This is a genomic window from Curtobacterium sp. 9128 (assembly GCF_007673775.1).
GTDB lineage: Bacteria > Actinomycetota > Actinomycetes > Actinomycetales > Microbacteriaceae > Curtobacterium.
The window spans coordinates 440644-458146 of sequence record NZ_VEAF01000004.1 but is presented as its reverse complement, the minus strand read 5'-3'; the positions used below and the strand labels follow the sequence as shown (position 1 = coordinate 458146).

16 protein-coding genes are annotated in these 17503 nt (G+C 72.7%); 6 read left to right on the top strand and 10 right to left on the bottom strand.

From position 1 onward, the window contains the following. Positions 1–100 precede the first annotated feature (100 nt). From rfbA to FS641_RS11025, 5 genes are all read right to left on the bottom strand, one after another. Complete coding sequence (rfbA, locus tag FS641_RS11045) at positions 101–964, bottom strand: glucose-1-phosphate thymidylyltransferase RfbA (RefSeq protein ID WP_144763660.1); 864 nt, start codon at positions 962–964, stop codon at positions 101–103. A gap of 12 nt (positions 965–976) precedes the next feature. Then, the gene (locus FS641_RS11040; protein WP_144763658.1) at positions 977–1585 is read right to left on the bottom strand and encodes a dTDP-4-dehydrorhamnose 3,5-epimerase family protein; all 609 of its coding nucleotides are present in this window, start codon (positions 1583–1585) and stop codon (positions 977–979) included. A gap of 52 nt (positions 1586–1637) precedes the next feature. Then, complete coding sequence (locus tag FS641_RS11035; protein ID WP_144763657.1) at positions 1638–3305, bottom strand: DUF2142 domain-containing protein; 1668 nt, start codon at positions 3303–3305, stop codon at positions 1638–1640. A 105-nt stretch (positions 3306–3410) separates the two neighbouring features. Continuing rightward, on the bottom strand, positions 3411–4922 hold the full coding sequence (locus tag FS641_RS11030) for a DUF2142 domain-containing protein (RefSeq protein WP_144763654.1): 1512 nt from the start codon (positions 4920–4922) through the stop codon (positions 3411–3413). Positions 4923–4951: 29 nt separating this feature from the next. Further along, on the bottom strand, positions 4952–6043 hold the full coding sequence (locus tag FS641_RS11025; RefSeq protein ID WP_144763652.1) for a glycosyltransferase family 4 protein: 1092 nt from the start codon (positions 6041–6043) through the stop codon (positions 4952–4954). A 50-nt stretch (positions 6044–6093) separates the two neighbouring features. Between FS641_RS11025 and FS641_RS18095 the strand changes: the two genes are divergently transcribed. The 5 genes from FS641_RS18095 (at position 6094) to FS641_RS11000 (ending at position 11690) form a co-directional block, all read left to right on the top strand. Continuing rightward, complete coding sequence (locus tag FS641_RS18095) at positions 6094–7710, top strand: DUF2142 domain-containing protein (RefSeq protein ID WP_186317704.1); 1617 nt, start codon at positions 6094–6096, stop codon at positions 7708–7710. After that, positions 7707–8693 carry a dTDP-glucose 4,6-dehydratase gene (gene rfbB / locus FS641_RS11015; RefSeq protein WP_144763650.1) on the top strand — a complete coding sequence of 329 codons (987 nt, stop codon included), beginning with the start codon at positions 7707–7709 and terminating at the stop codon, positions 8691–8693. Before FS641_RS18095 ends, rfbB begins: the two co-directional genes overlap by 4 nt. Beyond that, a complete protein-coding gene (gene rfbD / locus FS641_RS11010; protein ID WP_144763648.1) occupies positions 8690–9541 on the top strand; it encodes a dTDP-4-dehydrorhamnose reductase in 852 nt (283 codons plus the stop codon). Before rfbB ends, rfbD begins: the two co-directional genes overlap by 4 nt. Before the next feature lie 214 nt (positions 9542–9755). Beyond that, positions 9756–10898 carry a glycosyltransferase family 1 protein gene (locus FS641_RS11005; RefSeq protein ID WP_144763646.1) on the top strand — a complete coding sequence of 381 codons (1143 nt, stop codon included), beginning with the start codon at positions 9756–9758 and terminating at the stop codon, positions 10896–10898. A 114-nt stretch (positions 10899–11012) separates the two neighbouring features. Next, a complete protein-coding gene (locus FS641_RS11000; RefSeq protein WP_144763644.1) occupies positions 11013–11690 on the top strand; it encodes a hypothetical protein in 678 nt (225 codons plus the stop codon). A 54-nt stretch (positions 11691–11744) separates the two neighbouring features. Here FS641_RS11000 and purE read toward each other — a convergent pair whose 3' ends face one another. From purE to FS641_RS10985, 3 genes are all read right to left on the bottom strand, one after another. Next, positions 11745–12245 (bottom strand): 5-(carboxyamino)imidazole ribonucleotide mutase, encoded by a 501-nt coding sequence (gene purE / locus FS641_RS10995; RefSeq protein ID WP_395879441.1) that lies wholly within the window; start codon positions 12243–12245, stop codon positions 11745–11747. A 173-nt stretch (positions 12246–12418) separates the two neighbouring features. Continuing rightward, positions 12419–13657 (bottom strand): glycoside hydrolase family 6 protein, encoded by a 1239-nt coding sequence (locus FS641_RS10990; protein ID WP_186317703.1) that lies wholly within the window; start codon positions 13655–13657, stop codon positions 12419–12421. A 162-nt stretch (positions 13658–13819) separates the two neighbouring features. After that, positions 13820–14956, bottom strand: coding sequence for a 5-(carboxyamino)imidazole ribonucleotide synthase (locus FS641_RS10985; protein ID WP_144763640.1), 1137 nt, complete (start codon positions 14954–14956; stop codon positions 13820–13822). 130 nt (positions 14957–15086) lie between these two features. Between FS641_RS10985 and FS641_RS10980 the strand changes: the two genes are divergently transcribed. Beyond that, entirely contained in the window at positions 15087–15575 is a 489-nt protein-coding gene (locus FS641_RS10980; RefSeq protein ID WP_144763638.1) for a GtrA family protein, read from the top strand. A gap of 12 nt (positions 15576–15587) precedes the next feature. Here FS641_RS10980 and FS641_RS10975 read toward each other — a convergent pair whose 3' ends face one another. Together FS641_RS10975 and FS641_RS10970 are read right to left on the bottom strand one after the other, a co-directional pair. Continuing rightward, positions 15588–16895 (bottom strand): UDP-glucose/GDP-mannose dehydrogenase family protein, encoded by a 1308-nt coding sequence (locus FS641_RS10975; RefSeq protein WP_144763636.1) that lies wholly within the window; start codon positions 16893–16895, stop codon positions 15588–15590. A 56-nt stretch (positions 16896–16951) separates the two neighbouring features. Next, positions 16952–17500 (bottom strand): PH domain-containing protein, encoded by a 549-nt coding sequence (locus FS641_RS10970; protein WP_186317702.1) that lies wholly within the window; start codon positions 17498–17500, stop codon positions 16952–16954. Between the last annotated feature and the right edge of the window lie 3 nt (positions 17501–17503).

The following is a 17503-nucleotide window of genomic DNA, read 5'->3' as shown; positions in this document are numbered from 1 at the left end:
AGGCTCGGCTCGGCCCCGGCAGTCGGGTCCGGTGTCGACGGGGTCGGCTCCGGCGACCCCGGACGCCCGAGCAACCGGCGCAGCCCCGCTCGGGCCATCGTCAGCCGCGCAGCAGGTTCTGCAGGTAGACGCCGTAGCCGCCCTTGACGAGCGGCGCGGCGAGGTCGGCGAGCTGGGTGTCGTCGATCCAGCCGTTGCGCCAGGCGATCTCCTCGATGCAACCGATCTTGAAGCCCTGGCGGTCCTCGATGACCTTGACGTACTCCGAAGCCTGCATCATCGACTCGAACGTGCCGGTGTCGAGCCACGCGGTGCCGCGGTCGAGGACCTGCACGCCGAGCTCACCGGCCTCGAGGTAGCGCTCGTTGACCGTCGAGATCTCGAGCTCCCCACGGGCGCTCGGCTCGATGGTCTTGGCGATCTCGATGACCTTGTTGTCGTAGAAGTACAGGCCGGGCACAGCGTAGTTCGACTTCGGCTCGGTGGGCTTCTCCTCGATGGAGACCGCCGTGAAGCTGTCGTCGAACTCGACGACGCCGTACGCCTTCGGGTCGGCCACGTGGTAGGCGAAGATCGTCGCGCCGTCGACCTCGGTGTTCTTCCGGAGGTTCGTGCCGAGGCCGGTGCCGTGGAAGATGTTGTCGCCGAGGACGAGGGCGACGCTGTCGTCGCCGATGAACTCCTCGCCGATGACGAACGCCTGCGCGAGGCCGTCCGGGCTCGGCTGCACCGCGTACTGGATGTCCATGCCGAGGGCGGAGCCGTCACCGAGCAGGGCCCTGAACTGGTCGTTGTACTCCGGCGTCGTGATGACGAGGACCTCACGGATGCCGGCCATCATGAGCGTCGACAGCGGGTAGTAGACCATCGGCTTGTCGTAGATCGGCATCAGCTGCTTGCTGATGCCCTTGGTGATCGGCCAGAGACGGGTGCCGGAACCGCCGGCCAGGATGATGCCCTTCACGTCGCGCTCCCCTTACTTCTTCGTCCGGAGTGACTCGGTGTAGGCGACGCACTCCTCGTAGGTCGGCAGCAGCCCCTGCTCGGCGGCCTGCTCGAGCGTCGGCGCGCTGGTGTCCTTCTCGGACAGGACCGGCTCGCCGATGCCGTCGGGCAGCGTCAGCGCCACCGTCGGGTCGAGGATGCTGATCCCCTTCTCGCGCTCCGGGTCGTAGTGCGCACTGACGAGGTAGTTCACGGTGCTCTGGTCCTCGAGCGCGACGATCGCGTGGCCGAGGCCCTCGGACAGGTAGACGGCCTTGCGGTCGACGTCGTCGATCCGGACCGAGTCCCACTGGCCGAACGTCGGGGAGCCGACCCGGATGTCGACGATGTAGTCGATGAACGCGCCGCGGACGGCGGTGACGTACTTCGCCTGGCTCGGCGCGACGAGGGCGTAGTGGATCCCGCGGGCGACACCGCGCGCCGAGATCGACATGTTCACCTGACGGAGGTCGAGCGGGTGTCCCACCGTCGTCTCGAGCACGTCGGCGCGGTAGGCCTCGAGGAACGCTCCCCGTGCGTCGCCGTGCTGGACGGGGGTGAACTCCCACGCGCCTTGGATCTTCAGTTCGCGGATCTGCACCCGGACACCCTAGCAATGCCGCTCGCATCGGGTGTCCCGACGCAACCGACGATCACCCGAAGAACGGGGTGACCGACTGGTAGAAGTGCAGGTCGATCGTGACGACCGCGGCGACGAGCGACACCGCGGCGGCGGCGAACACGAACGGCCGCACACCGCGGGTGGACACGAGTCGTCCGCCGAGGAAGAGCAGCAGCAGCGCGGGCACGACCGGCAGGAAGTACCGCCCCTGCAGGCCCTGGAGCCACTGCCCCTGGTCGGCGGTGTAGTAGATGTACAGCGCGAGGCAGACCCCGGCCACCACGATCGCGATCGCGACCGCGACGACGACGCGCCAGAGCACGCCACGGCGCAGTGTCGCGACCGGCAGCCGCTCGTGGCGTTCGACGACGAGCATCGACAGCACGAGTGCGATCACGAGCAGGATCACGAACACCATCGGCAGGGGTGCCCGCAGCCAGGAGAACGCACCGAAGACACCGCGCCAGATCTCGCCCTTCTCGGTGGTGAGCCCGGTCGGGTAGTCGAGCACGACCGACCGGAACACCGCCTTCACGAACACCAGCGGGTGCTCGAGCAGGAACGCGCGCTGCTGGTCCGGGTGGTTGAGCGGGTTGACGCCCTGCGTGACCCAGGACGTGGCGCGCAACCACCCGAGCGTCACGCCCGCTGCGATCGCGATGACCGCTCCGGCGCCGACGAGGTGCCACAGACGGCGGGCAGCCGGGTTGAGGATCGGGATCACGGCCGCGATCACGGCGATGGGCGCGTAGGTGGGCTTGACGAGCGCGATGGCCACGAAGAGCACCCCGAGGCCGATCCACCGCCACCAGGTCGGCGCGCCCGTCCGCAGCGACCATCGGAGCACCAGGGCCGTCGCCAGGAAGCACAGCGCGATCGTGACGCCGTCGGCGCTGAAGGCCGCCGCCTGCCCGATGACCGAGGGCAGCAGCCCGACGGCGAAGAACGTCAGCCGACCGACGGGAGTCAGCCGGACCGCGGCGAGGAGGAGCCCGGCGACCGCGAGGAGCCCGAACGCGCGGCCGAGCTCGAGCTGCGCGAGGACCCCCAGGTCGAGCGCCTCACCGATCCGGAGTGCGACGGCCTGGGGCACGTAGGCGACCGGCGGGTACTGCACGGTGTTCGTGAAGGTCTGCCACCCGGTGGTGCCGTCGTCGTGGATCGCGCCGAGCGCAGACCAGTCGAGGTCGCGGAAGGACGGCTGGTCCTCGAACCCGCGCGTGAAGTGCGCGTCGTCGAAGAGCTTCGTCCACGCGGTCGGGATGTACCCGCCGGGATCGCCGTCGCGGATCCCCTGGATGCCCTCGGCCTCCTGCGCCACGAGACCCCCGTGGGCGACCTGGTACGCCCGGAAGACGTGCGCTGGTTCGTCGGGGTTCAGCCCGGGTGGGGTCACCGCGATGAAGGTCGCACCGCCGAGCACGAAGAGCACCAGGAACGCGACGTACTGCCAGAGCGCCCCGGGGCCGGTGAAGCCGGGGCGCACCGCGGCGCGGCGGCGGGAGCGGTCGTCGATGCCGGTCGCGGACGGCTCGGTCGTCGCACGCGCGGTGGTCGGCGCGTCGGACGTCGGCTCGTCGAGCGTCGACGGCCCGGGCCTCGGCTGGTCGGTCGTCGGCTGCCCGGTCGTCGGCTGCTCCGGCGTCGGCTGCTCGCCGGTCGGCTGGCCACTCGTCGGGCTCGGGTCGGTGTCGGACACGGGTCTCCTCGGTCGGCGTGGTCCTGCCCGGGCGCACGGGCAACCCGGACCACGATAGTGCCAGCGCGGCCGGACCCGAGCGTCCCTCGCGGTCGCGGTCGGTGGCTAGCGGTCGAAAGCGACCGTCGTGCGGGCGTCGACGTCGCGTCGCCGACGGGGGCCCCGCGCGCGTGCGGGGACGACGGCGGCCAGCACGACCGTCCCGACGAGCCCGACTCCGGCGAGGACGAGTGCGAGCCCGGTGCCGCCGGCCGGGTGCCACGCCGACTCCGTGAACATCGATCCCCACGACGCCGACCGTCCGACCGTGTACCGGTGCAGCGCGACGACGAACACGACGGCCTGCCCGATCGTGGCGAGCACCGGCACGAGGACGGTGAGCGTCGGGAGCGTCCTGTGACGGAGCGCGCTCCGCTCGGCGACCAGCCCGGCGACGAGCACCATCGGGACGAGCAGCGGGAGCCCGTACCGCCCCTGCCAGATGATGCCGTACTCCCCCGCGCCGATCCCCTGCAGCACCACCGGCACCAGGACCGTCGCCAGGACGAGCAGCACGACGCCCGGCACGGCCCGTCGGCGTGCCGACAGCGCGGCGAGCAGGACGAACCCGATCCCCATCGTCCACCCGATCAGCACTCCAGCGGGCAACGGCAGGTCGAACCACCCGAGGATGCCGATCATCTGCTCGGCGTAGTCGGGTGTGAGCTCGAGCGTCCGCAGGGCACCGGCGATGAACCCGTAGCGCTCCGGGGTCGACGGGATGTAGCCGGCGGGCCCGGCGATCGCGACCGCCCAGACGGCCGCGGGCACGAGCAGGACGACCGCGGCGGCGAGCGCGACGAGCACCGAACGCTCCCGCAGCAGTCGGACCGCCCGGGGGGCGTCGGTGAGCAGCACGCCGAGGACGACGAGCACGACCATGAGCGGCGAGCTCGTCCGCATCGACCCGGCCAGCACGCCGGTCGCGACGAGGAGCACGAGCCACCAGCGCAGTCGGCGCCCGGCTCCGTCGTGCAGGACGAGCCAGGTGACCGCGGCGAGCGCCGCGCACCCCGCGATCTCGACGGCACTCGGCGTGACGAGGCCGCCGAGGTAGACGGTCATCGGCGTGATCGCCACCGCCGCCCAGGCCGGCAGGGCCGTTGGTCGGCGCAGCGCTGCGCCGACCCCGACGACCACGGCGAGCAGCAGGGCGACGAGCAGGGCGGAGACGAGTCGGACCGCGAGGTAGCCGTGCGCGCCGTCGAGCACCAGGGTCGGCCACCCGACGAGCAGGTAGTAGGCGGGGTAGTAGTCGCCGACGCCGGTGGGGACCGTGACCGTGGCGGCGCTGTCCGAGAACGGCGGGGCGCAGGTGGCGGGACGGTCGGCGTCCCGGGCGAAGCACGGGACGGCACCCTGGGGGTCGGCGACGGACTGCGGGACCCGGACCGTCGTGACCCCCTGCGCGTCGGTCGGCGTCCCGGTCCACTGGCCGCGGACCGTGGCCGCCGCCTTCGCGAAGTGGTTCGACTCGTCGGGCCCGGAGCCGATCGGACTGGCGAGCGCCCACGCCGCCAGGACGAGGAAAATCGACGCCCAGGCGACGAGGGTGGTGATGACCGGTCGCGTGAGCACGCCGGAAGCCTACCGGCGGGTGTGTGCCGTCAGAGGCCCAACGCACCACGCCACGCGGCGTCCGCGCCGATGGACCGTTCGGCCCGCACGTACGCCTGGGCCGCCCCGACCCGCTCCTCGCGCTCCCGGAACGCGGTCAGCAGGGCTGTGCGCCAGGCGGCGGCTCCGTCGTCGGCGAGCAGCCCGCCGTGCGCGTCGACACCGGCGTACGACGGACGGTCCGACCCGACGAACGGCAGGCCGAGCATCGAGTACTCGAGGAACTTGAGGTCGCTCTTGGCGTCGTTGAAGGGGTCGGCGGTGAGCGGCGCCACACCGGCCGACCACCGGGACGCCTGCCGTCGCAGGAAGGCGACGAACTCCGGGTAGTGGGTGGCGCCCTCCGGCAGGGGCAGCCGGTCGTACCAGTCGGCACCGTCTGCTGTGACCCCGACGACCTCGAGCCGCACCGGTCGGCCGTCGTCGTCGACCAGCCCGTCGACGACCGGACGGAGCAGGTCGAGGTCCTCGGCGTGCGTGACGGAGCCCATGTAGAGGACGCGGCGCGGGCCGTGCGGGTCCGGCTCCGCCGGCGCGCCACCCCACATCCCGGGTTGGACCGCGTTCGGGACGACGACCGCGTCGACGCCCTGGTCGGCGAGGACAGCACGGAGCCGTTCGGTCGAGACGACGACCGCGTCCGCGCCGCGGACGAGCCGTTCGACGGCCGCGAGCCGCGCCGGGTCGTACTCGGCACGTGCGAGCCGGGTCCTCGCCGCCTCGCTGAAGAAGTCGTCGTCGACCTCCGCGACGATGCGGGTGCCCTCCGCCGCAGCGCGGGCGAACGCGGCGTCGAGGGCGGCGAGCGGGAAGGCGTCCCGCTGGACCAGGATCGCGTCGAGGTGGGCGGTGTCGGTGCCGTCCGCCCACCGGACCGGGTCGACCTGCGCGACGGTCGCGGCGCCGGACGCGGCGAGCGCGCTCATCCTGCCGGTGACGCGGATGTGGGCGGAGGCCGGGTGCACCCCACCGGCGCCGTGCACGACGAACCCGATGAGCGGGGGCGGGGGCGCATCGATCGGTGCCTCCGGCGCGGGTGTGCGGCCGAGGAGTCGTGCGACGGTCGAACGGAAGGCAGCCATCCGCCCATCGTGGCATGCCGGCCCACGCACCCACCGTAGGATCGGGGCTCATGCGAGCGACCCCGACGAGCCGCGCCTCCGTGACCGTGCCGAGCGTGCCTCCCGTCCGGCGTATCGAGGTCGTCGCGGTCGGCGTGACGACGGTGGCGTTCCTGCTGCTGCTCACCGCCTACGCGTTGCTGACGCCGATGTTCCAGGCGCCGGACGAACCGGCCCACGTCGACGCCGTCGTCCAGCTCGCGCTCGGCCACGGCTGGGCGGACCCGGGGACGCTGCGGTACCTCAACGCGACGCTCGCCGTGTGGGGCGCGCCCGGCGGCGGCTCGACCAACCCGTCCTGGGCGGCACTGCTCGCCGCGCACCCGGGGACGGGCGACCAGGTCAACCAGATGACGCAGCACCCGCCGACCTACTACGCGCTCGCGGCGGCGCTCCTCGACGCCGTGCACTTCCAGCACCTGCGCTGGGACCACGCGGTCCTGCTGCTCCGCTTCCTCGACGTGGCGTTCTCCGCCGCCCTGCCCGTGTTCGCCTGGGCCACCACGCGACGGCTCACCGCGTCGCCAATCGCCGGGGTCGTCGCCGCGGTGGTCGTGCTCGGGATCCCGGAGCTGCCCTCGATCGGCGCCTCGGTGACGAACGACGCCCCCGTGCTCCTCCTCGGTGCCGCGGTGGTGCTGCTCGTGACGCGAGTGCTCACCGGCGACGACCGCGTCCGGACGGTGGTCGCACTCGGTCTCCTGACCGGGCTGCTCATCGTCGTGAAGGGGACCGGTCTGCCCGCCGTCCCGATCGTCGGCGCCGCGGTCCTGCTCGCCGGGCTCCGGTCGCAGACCCGGGTGGTGGCCGTGATCAGGGCCGTCGGGGTCCTCGCGGTCGCCGGGGTCGTCGGCGGGTGGTGGTGGGTGCGCAACCTCCTCGTGTTCCACACGCTGCAGCCGGACGGCTTCACGTCGTACCAGCCGCACAAGCCCTTCCCCGCCGGCACCGGTCCCGACCTCGGCGTGTTCCTGAACGTGTCGTGGGGCACCATCACGCGCACCTTCTGGGGCAGCCCTGGTCAGCGCGCGCAGTTCGCGATCGCCCCGCTGACCAGCGCCGTCGTCAGCATCGTGCTGCTCGTCGTGCTCGTGGGGTGGGCGTTCCGTCGTGACGGCCGCCTGGTGCCGGCGATCGTGCTCACCGCCCTGCCGGTCCTGGTGTTCGCGGCGCAGACCTGGACGGTGTGGCGCACCTACGTCGACTCCACCGTCGTCGGCGGGACGCAGGGCCGGTACTACTACTCGACCCTCGTCGGGCTGATCGCCCTGAGCGCGCTGGCGTGGAGCCGCCTCGCCACCACCGGCCCCGTCCGTCGGGCGCTCGCGGCGACCATCGTCGTGCTCGCCGTGCTCGTCGCCGTCGTCGGACTGTGGTTCGTCGTCGGCGTCTTCTGGCAGAACGGGTCCTTCCGACCGACCGGAGCGGGCCTCGACGCCTTCCGCGCCGCCGCGCCGCTCCCGGTCCGGGTCGTCGCCGTCGTCGTCGGGGCGCTCGCCCTCGCACTGGCGGCGACCGCGGTCGTGGCCGTCACCGCGGTCCTGAAACGACGTCCCGTGCCGGGCGACGCACTGCCGCTAGACTCCCCGACGACCGTCGAACCGACCGTAAGGAACCAGACCCCGTGAAGATCCTCGTCACCGGAGGAGCCGGCTTCATCGGCTCGAACTTCGTCCGCCGTACCCTCGAGGACGCCTACCCGGGGCTCGAGGGCGCCGAGGTCGTCGTCTACGACGCGCTGACCTACTCGGGCAACCTCGAGAACCTCAGCTCGGTGGCCGACTCCCCGCGGTACAGCTTCGTGCAGGGCGACATCCGCGACGCCGCGAAGCTCGACGAGGTCGTCCCCACCGTCGACGCGATCGTGCACTTCGCCGCCGAGTCCCACGTCGACCGCTCGGTCCGCGACTCCGGCATCTTCGTCGAGACCAACGTCGTCGGCACCCAGCGCCTCCTCGACGCCGCCCTCCGCCACGGGACGGAGCGCTTCGTGCACGTCTCCACGGACGAGGTCTACGGCTCGATCAGCGAGGGCTCGTGGGCCGAGGACCGCCCGCTCGAGCCGAACTCGCCGTACTCGGCGTCGAAGGCCGGCAGCGACCTGCTCGCCCGCAGCTACCACCGCACCCACGGGCTGAACCTGTCGATCACGCGCTGCTCGAACAACTACGGGCCGTACCACTTCCCCGAGAAGGTCATCCCGCTCTTCGTCACGAACCTCATCGACGACCGGCACGTCCCGCTGTACGGCGAGGGCAACAACATCCGCGACTGGCTGCACGTCGACGACCACACCCGCGGCATCGCGATGGTGCTCGTCAAGGGCCGCGCGGGCGAGATCTACAACATCGGCGGCGGGACCGAGCTCACCAACAAGGAGCTCACCGAGATGCTGCTCGAGGCCACCGGCAAGGACTGGTCGTACGTCGACCGCGTCGCCGACCGGCTCGGCCACGACCTCCGCTACTCGGTCGACATCTCCAAGATCCAGGCGGAGCTCGGGTACGAGCCGCAGGTGCCGTTCGCGCAGGGCCTCGCCGACGTCGTGCAGTGGTACCGCGACAACCGCGCCTGGTGGGAGCCCCTCAAGGAGCGCGCGGCGATCGCATGACCCGCTACCTCATCACCGGCGCGACCGGCATGCTCGGCCGCGACCTGCAGGACGCCCTCGCCGGGCGTGACGTCACGGCCCTCGGGCGTGCCGACCTCGACGTCACCGACCAGGACGCCGTCACGGCGGCGGTCGCCGGACACGACGTCGTCGTCAACGCCGCGGCGTACACGAAGGTCGACGACGCCGAGTCCCATGAGGACGACGCGTACGCGGTGAACGCCCGCGGAGCCGCCGTGCTCGCGACCGCCGCGGTCGCAGCCGGCGCCAAGCTCGTGCAGGTGTCGACCGACTACGTCTTCGACGGCAACGGCACGTCGCCCTACGCCGAGGACGAACCGACGGACCCGATCGGCGCCTACGGCCGCACGAAGGCCGCCGGCGAGGCCGCGGTCCGCGAGATCGCGCCCGACTCGTCGTGGATCGTCCGGACCGCGTGGCTCTACGGCGCGCACGGCCCGAACTTCGCGAAGACCATGATCCGGCTCTCCGGGTCGCACGAGACCGTGAGCGTCGTCACGGACCAGGTCGGCCAGCCCACCTGGACCGGCGACCTCGCCCGGCAGATCGTCGCGATGCTCGACGCGGACGCCCCGGCCGGCATCTACCACGGCACGAACGCCGGGCAGGGCTCCTGGTTCGACTTCACGAGGGCCATCTTCAGCGAGGCCGGGCTCGACCCGGAGCGCGTGCTCCCGACGGACAGCTCCGCGTTCGTCCGTCCGGCTCCGCGCCCCGCGTACAGCGTGCTCGGCCACGACGCGTGGTCCCGAGCCGGCATCCCCCCGATGCGCGACTGGCGCGACGCCCTGCACGCCGCCGCGGAGGCCGGGGTCCTGTCCGCCTGACCGGCGTGCCGACCGTCGGGGTCGGGTGCAGACCACACCTGACCCCGACGGTCCGCCTCGGTGCCGCGTCGTGCGCCCGCTCCCGCCGCTCAGCGGGCGCTGCCGGCGACCGGTTCCTCCCGGACACCACTGGTAGTGTCTGCCCACGAGCGGCCCGACCGCTCCGACCGACGGCTGTGCCGTTCCCACCGACGGCCAGCAGGAGGCGCATCCGATGACCACTCTCCGCGTGATCGTGGACCAGGTGATCGCCCCGGTCCCCGGCGGCATCGGCCGCTACGCGGAAGAGCTCACCCGGCAGCTGATCGCCACCGCACCGAGCGGGTGCGACGTCGAGGCCATCGTCTCCGCGGCCTCCCCCTCCGAGATGGACCACCTCCGCACGCTGCTCCCCGGCCTCGCCCGCCTCGACCGTCTGGCGCTGCCCCGGCGCGAGCTCGCGCTCGCATGGCAGGGCGGCCTGGCGCGGGGCGCGTCGCACGGCATGGTGCACGCGCCGAGCGTGCTCGCGCCGCTCGTGAAGCACGACCGCTTCCAGGAGCCCGGTCGGCAGACGGTCGTCACGGTGCACGACACGGTGCCGTGGACGCACCCGGAGACCCTGACGCCGCGCGGCGTCCACTTCCACAAGGCGATGGTGAAGCGCGCGTTCAAGTACGCCGACGCCGTCGTCGTCCCGACCCACGCGGTGGCCGGCGAGCTCAACGAGATCCACCGCTTCGACGAGCGCCTCCGGGTCATCGGCGGCGCCCCGAGCGGTCGGCTCCGGCTGCCGGTCGACGCCGACCTCCGCGCCGAGCGCCTCGGGCTCCCCGACCGCTACGTGCTCGCCGTGGGCACCCTCGAGCCCCGGAAGGGCCTCACCGCCCTCATCGAGGCGATGGCACACCCGGACGCCCCCGCCGACGTCCCGCTCGTCGTCTCCGGTCCGGACGGGTGGGGGGACGTGGACGTCGTCGGCACCGCCGAGCGTGCCGGTCTCGCGCCCGACCGGGTGAAGGTCCTCGGCCGCGTGGACGACGCCGACCTCGCCGTCGTGTACGACCGCGCGACGGTCTTCGTGTTCCCGAGCCTGGCGGAGGGCTTCGGGCTGCCCGTGGTCGAGGCGATGAGCCTCGGGACCCCGGTCGTGCACTCCGACGACGCCGCCGTGCGCGAGGTCGCCTCGGACGCCGGGGTCTGTGTCGCCAGGAACCCGCGCGAGACCTACCCCGAGCGGCTGGCCCAGGCCGTGTTCCAGGTCGTGAACGACCCGCACCTCGCAGCGCGGCTCGCGATCGCGGGTCCGGACCGTGCCCGGATGTTCGACTGGCACGACTCGGCGCTCGAGACCTGGCAGCTGCACGCCGACCTCTGAGTCGACGCTGCCACGGGGACGTCCAGCCACGGGATCGTCACGGGTCGGCATCGATCACGCACGGCACCCGTGTCGCCCGTCTTCCCCGCCGCCGGCACCTGCGATCATCGGCACATGGCTCGCCGCAACCGCCTCACGGTCCTGACCACCTCCATCGTCCTCGGGATCGGCATGACGACGGTCCTCGCCGCGTGCACGGAGGGCGGCGACCCGGCACCGACGAGCTCGGCGTCCGGCCGGACCAGCGCGTCGCCGGGGTCGACCGCGAGCGGATCTGCCGGGTCGGGCTCCTCGGGGACACCCGGGTCGAAGCCCTCCGACGACCAGACCGGCGCTCCTGACGACGGCACCGGCCCGGGGACCGGCAACGGGAGCGGGGTCGACAACCCGACCTCGATCGACTGGACCACCGTGACGAAGCAGGGGCTCGCGGCGGCCGGTGGCGGCACCGTGGTCTCGCTGACCGGAGCCGGTGACAGCTGGACGGTCGTGGTCGTCGGCAGCGACGGTTCCGAGACCCAGTCCGTGGTGTCGGCGACGCTCGGACGCGTCACCTCCGGACCGTTCCCGAAGTCCGCCGACGCGCAGGTGACGGCTCCCGCTGCGGCGCTGAAGATCGACGCCGCGACGGCGGCCGCGGACGCGGAGAAGTCCACCTCCGGCGCGGTGCTGTCCTCGCTCGTGCTCGGCGGCACCGGTGCAGCACCGGTCTGGACCGCGACGCTCACGGTGTTGGGCGCCACCCGGACCGTGACGGTCGACGGTCTGACGGGGGCGACCACGGCCTCCTGACCGGAGCGCGTCCACCGGACCGGCGCGTCTCCAGCGCACCGTGCGTCCGAGGGGTCAGAGGGCGTCGCGGAGCGCCTGCGCCTTCCGCTCGACGACGGCCTCGAGCCCGGCCGCGTACTCGGCGAGCCGCGCCGCGACGGCCTGGTCCGCCGATCCGATGATCCGGGCCGCGAGGAGTCCGGCGTTCGCCGCACCGTTGATCGCCATCGTCGCCACCGGGATCCCGGCGGGCATCTGCACGATCGACAGCAGTGAGTCGAGGCCGTCGAGGCGCGCCAGCTGCACCGGCACACCGATGACCGGCAGCGTGGTGACGGAGGCGACCATGCCGGGCAGGTGTGCGGCACCGCCGGCACCGGCGATCACGACGCGGATGCCGCGCGCTGCTGCCGACCTGCCGAAGCGCATCATCTTGTCCGGGGTGCGGTGCGCCGAGACGACGTCCGCCTCGAACGGGATGCCCAGTTCGGTGAGGATGTCCGCGGCGGCGCGCATGGTCGGCCAGTCGGAGTCCGACCCCATGATGATCGAGACGAGCGGCGCTGGCTGGGTGATGTCGGTCACGAGTCGAGCCTACCGGCGCACGGTGCGCCGCTGACGGGGCCCGTCCGCGCACGGTGCGCCGCTGACGGAGCCCGTCCGCGCACGGTGCGCCGCTGACGGGCCCCGTCCGCGCACGGTGCGCCGCTGACGGGCCCCGTCCGCGCACGGTGCGCCGCCGACGGCCCCTACCGACTCACCGTCGATGCACGGAGCGGCTGTGGTGCGCGCGCGGGCGTCGTCGCCGACGTCCCCAGCGCGGCGTTCGCCACGAGCTGCTGGGCGTAGGCCGACCACCAGACACCGGCGGCCGGACCCCCGTTGCACGTGCCGTCGCTCGCGCCCGGGGTCTTCACCCAGAGCAACGCGTCGAGCGCGGAGCCGTCGGACACGACCCGCGGCGTCGTGCCGAGACCGGCGCCAGGCCCGTTGCACCAGGTGCCCCGCCATCCGGTGCCGTTGCGGGAGGTGTCGATGACGTAGTGGGAGCCGCCGGTGAGCGCCGAGACCTTGTCGGCGTAGGCACGCTCCTGTGCCACCGGGTAGTAGTTCGACACGTTGGTGGCGAAGCCGCGGCCGTTCTGCACGCCAGCGGCGGTGAGCCGTGCCGCCATCACCTGGGGCTGGACCCAGTTCGAGTTGCCGGCGTCGAGGTACGCGGGGACGCCGGCTGCGGTCAGCGCCGCGACCTCACGCGCGAGGATGCGGGTGCGCTGCTGCGCGAGCGACGGGCTGCACCGCGGGTCGCTCAGCATCGCGAGCGCGTCCGGCTCGACGATCACGGCCGCGCGCTTGCCGGCGAGACCGGCGACGATCTGGTCGACCCAGGCGTCGTAGCGCGCCTCGTCGAGACCCCCTGACGAGTAGCCGCCGCAGTCCCGCTCCGGGATCGCGTAGGTGACGAACACGGCCGTCGTGCCGGTCGCCGCCGCGCCCGCGGTGGCGCTCGTGATGGTCTTCGTCAGGGTCGTCCCGGTCGTCCACTCGCCGAGCCACGTGGCGACCGGGTACCGCGCGATCGTCGACGCCGCTACAGCCCCGGCCGGGTCGCTCGCGGCGAGCGCCGCGGCGTTCTTGGCGGCTTCACTGGTGGGAGACGTGTACGGGCCGTTCCCGTAGAGCTGTGTCGACGACGCCGAGCGGATCGCCGCAGGGGTCCGCGCGGGCGCCGAGGGCGACGTGGTCGCGGTCGGCTTCGCAGTCGCGGTCGCGGTCGGCTTCGCAGTTGCGGTCGCGGTCGGCTTCGCAGTCGTGGTCGCCGTCGGCTTCGCCGTCGCCGTCACGGACGGCTTCGCAGTCGCCGCACCGGAGGCTGCGCCGGACCCCGCCGGTGCGGCCTCTGACGTCGCGACGGTACCGGCCGCCGCGAGCGTGCCGAGCACGACGGCGAGCGTGGCGCCGAGCATGCCGGCGGTGGTGGTGCGCATGTCTGATCCCTGTGATCGGTGGTCCCCTGACCGATCCATGGGACCACGCCGACCGCGCGGGTACCAGACGCCAGAACGAGTGACACCGGCACCGGCACCGGCACCGGCACCGGCACCGGCACCGGCGACATCCGACACCGCATGCCCGCCGCGCGGACGCCGTCAGTCGTCGAAGTGCGCCGCCGCCGCTCGCGCGCGGTACACGACGTCGTCGACGTCGTCGCCGCTCACCGTCACGTGCCCGATCTTCCGCCCTGGACGCGGCGCCTTGCCGTAGAAGTGGTACTTGGCCTCGGGGAAGGCCGACAGCGCCGCCGGGTACCTGCCCGCGAGGTCACCGTCCGCGGGACCGCCGAGGACGTTCACCATGACCGACCAGGGGGCCGTGGTGCCGGTGGCGCCGAGCGGCAGGTCGAGCACGGCACGCAGGTGCTGCTCGAACTGGCTGGTGGTGGATGCATCGATCGACCAGTGCCCGGTGTTGTGCGGGCGCATCGCGAGCTCGTTGATGAGGATGCGCTCGTCGTCCGTCTGGAACAGCTCGACCGCCAGGACGCCGGTCACCCCGAGCTCCTCGGCGATCCGCACGGCGATCGACTCCGCCAGGTCCGCGAGGCGCCCGGCGCTGTCCGGGGCCGGGGCGACCACCTCGGCGCAGACACCGTCGCGCTGCACGGTCTCGACGAGCGGCCACGCGACGACCTCACCGGAGGGACGACGCGCGACGGACTGGGCGAGCTCGCGGGTGAAGGGGACGAGCTCCTCGACGAGCAGTGCCTGGCCGCCACCGGCCTCCGCAACGGCGATGAACCAGTCGTCCACATCCGCGGGGTCGGACACGACCCGGACGCCCTTGCCGTCGTAGCCGCCGCGCGGGGTCTTCACGACCGCACGGCCGCCGTGGTCGGCGATGAACGCCCGGAGCTCGTCGGCGTCGTGGACGGCGGCCCAGTCGGGCACCGGCAGCCCGAGTTCGGTGAGACGCGTGCGCATCAGGATCTTGTCCTGGGCGACCGCGAGCGGCTCCGGGCCGGGTCGGACCGCGACGCCCGCCTCGACCAGTGCACGGAGGACGTCCTGCGGCACGTGCTCGTGGTCGAACGTCACGACGTCCACGTCCCGGGCGAACGCGAGCACCGTCGCGGCGTCGTGGTAGTCCCCCTCTGCGGTGGCGGCGATCGCTGCCGACATGCCAGGGCCCTCGGCGAGCACCCGGATGTCGAGGCCGAGTTCGACGGCCGCTGGGACCATCATCCTGGCGAGCTGTCCCCCACCGATCACACCGACCCGCAACACCATGCTGTGTGTTCCTTCCGTCGCTCCCACCCGACGGTGAGCGCGCCTTGTCTACAATCGCTGTTCGGCCGGGTGTTCACCGGCTCGGACCGTCGAGGCGGTCAGCGACAACTCTACGGACCCTGGAGAACACGTGCGGCGACTCATTGCGCAGCTGGCCCGGTTCGGCGTCGTCGGCGCCGTCGGCTTCGTCGTCGACACCCTGGTCTTCAACGTCCTCCGTGCGACGGTGCTCGCGCCGGAGGACGTCCACGCCGGTCCGTTCATCGCGAAGGTGATCTCGACGATCGTCGCGATCTTCGTGAACTGGATGGGCAACCGGTACTGGACGTTCCGCGACCAGCGTCGTGCCGTCGCGGCGCGCGAGGGTGTCGAGTTCGTCGTCGTGTCGCTCGGCGGCATGGTCATCTCGCTCGGCTGCCTGGGGATCTCCCACTACGTGCTCGGGTACACGTCGGCCCTGGCGGACAACATCTCGGGCAACGTCATCGGCCTGGTGCTCGGCACCGCGTTCCGCTTCTGGCTCTACCGCGTGTGGGTCTACCACCCCAGCCGGACCACCGCAGCGGTCACGACGAGCGACGAGGACACGGCGGCCCCGTCGCCGGCCGGCACCCGCTGACCCCTGCTGCCGCTACCGCCCCATGCCGCGGTACGTGAACCCGGCCGCGGTCCAGGCGTCGCGGTCGAGGCAGTTCCGTCCGTCGACGACCACCCGCGATCCGACGAGCGCCGCGGCACGGGCGGGGTCCAGCTTGCGGAACGCGTCCCACTCGGTCAACACCAGGACGACGTCGGCTCCCTCGAGCGCGGCGTCCGCCGAGTCGACGTAGGTCAGCTCCGGACGGATGCGTGCGGCCGTGGCGTTGGCCTCCGGGTCGTGGGCCACCACCGTCGCACCCTGCTCGACGAGCCGCGCCGCGATGTCGAGCGCGGGTGAGTCCCGGACGTCGTCCGAGTTCGGCTTGAACGCCAGCCCGAGGACCGCCACGCGCTTGCCGACCGCGGAGCCGCCGAGCAGCTCCTCCGTCAGGGTCACCACGTGTTCGCGGCGGCGGAGGTTGATCGCGTCGACGTCGGCGAGGAAGTCGAGCGCCTCCCCCACGCCGAGCTCCGTCGCCCGCGCCTGGAACGCGCGGATGTCCTTCGGCAGGCAGCCCCCGCCGAACCCGAGCCCGGCGTTGAGGAACCTGCGCCCGATCCTGACGTCGTGCCCGATCGCGTCAGCGAGCGCCGTGACGTCGGCGCCGACCACCTCGGCGATCTCCGCCATCGCGTTGATGAACGAGATCTTGGTCGCCAGGAACGCGTTCGCGCTGACCTTGACGAGCTCGGCGGTCGCGAGGTCGACCACGAGTCGCGGGGTTCCCTCCGCCAGGGTGGTCGCGTAGACCTCGTCGAGCGCGGCCACCGCAGCGGTCCCGGCGTCGCCGGACGGCACGCCGTAGACCAACCGGTCCGGCGAGATGGTGTCCTGGACGGCGAAGCCCTCGCGGAGGAACTCCGGGTTCCACACCAGCGTCGCGCCGGGGACGGTCTCCGCGAGGCCGGCGGCGAGTCGGGCCGCGGTGCCGACCGGCACGGTCGACTTGCCCACGACGAAGTCGCCGTCGGCGACGTACGGCGTGAGCGATGCGATCGCGGTGTCGATGTACGTCATGTCCGCGGCGCCGTTCAGCCCCTGCGGCGTCCCCACGGCGACGAAGTGCACCCGGGCGCCGGCGACCTCGGCGTAGTCCGTCGTGAAGCGGATCCGTCCGGACGCCAGCGCCGCTCCGAGGGTCTCCGGCAGGCCCGGCTCGAAGAACGGCGCGTCGCCCGCGGCGAGTCGTTCGATCTTCACCGGGTCGACGTCCACCGCGACGACGTCGTGTCCGAGCTTGGCCATGGACGCGGCGTGCACGGCACCGAGGTACCCGCAACCGATCACAGAGATACGCACGGGACGACGGTACCGGACCGCGACGGACTTCCACCGAGTGGAAGGGGAACCGTGTCTCAGCTGCGGACGTCGCCCCACGGTGGGCGGTCCGGTCCGCCGACGATCTCGTCCCAGTCCGGTTCGCGGTGACGCCGGCGGGCCTCGTACGCCTCGACCATGTCGTGCAGCACGGCCACCACGAGGTCGGCGTGCGGGACGTCCGCGAGCACCATGGCCGGGTCGTCCCCCGGGAACACGAGCACGTCTCCGGACCGGAAGAGTCCCTGCAGACCACGGCGCCGCACGGTGACGTCGTAGCCGCGCGAGTGCAGCAGCTCCCGCCGGGTCCTGGTGCCGAGTCCGTGCACCACGACGAGCCGCCTGGTGGTCACCACGTACCGTTCGGTCATCCAGCGCACCAGGGGCACGACGCCGCCGACGAGCAGCAGCACGAGCACGAGTCCGGCGACCACCGCGTTGAGCCACGCGAGCTGGGCCTGGAACACCCCGAAGCCGAATCCGCCGGCGACCGCGACGAGCACGACGAACACCGCGGGTCGGACCAGCCGACGCGCGTGCGGTCGCAGCCGGGCGACGACACGTTCCGGTGGCGGCTCGGCGGTCATGCC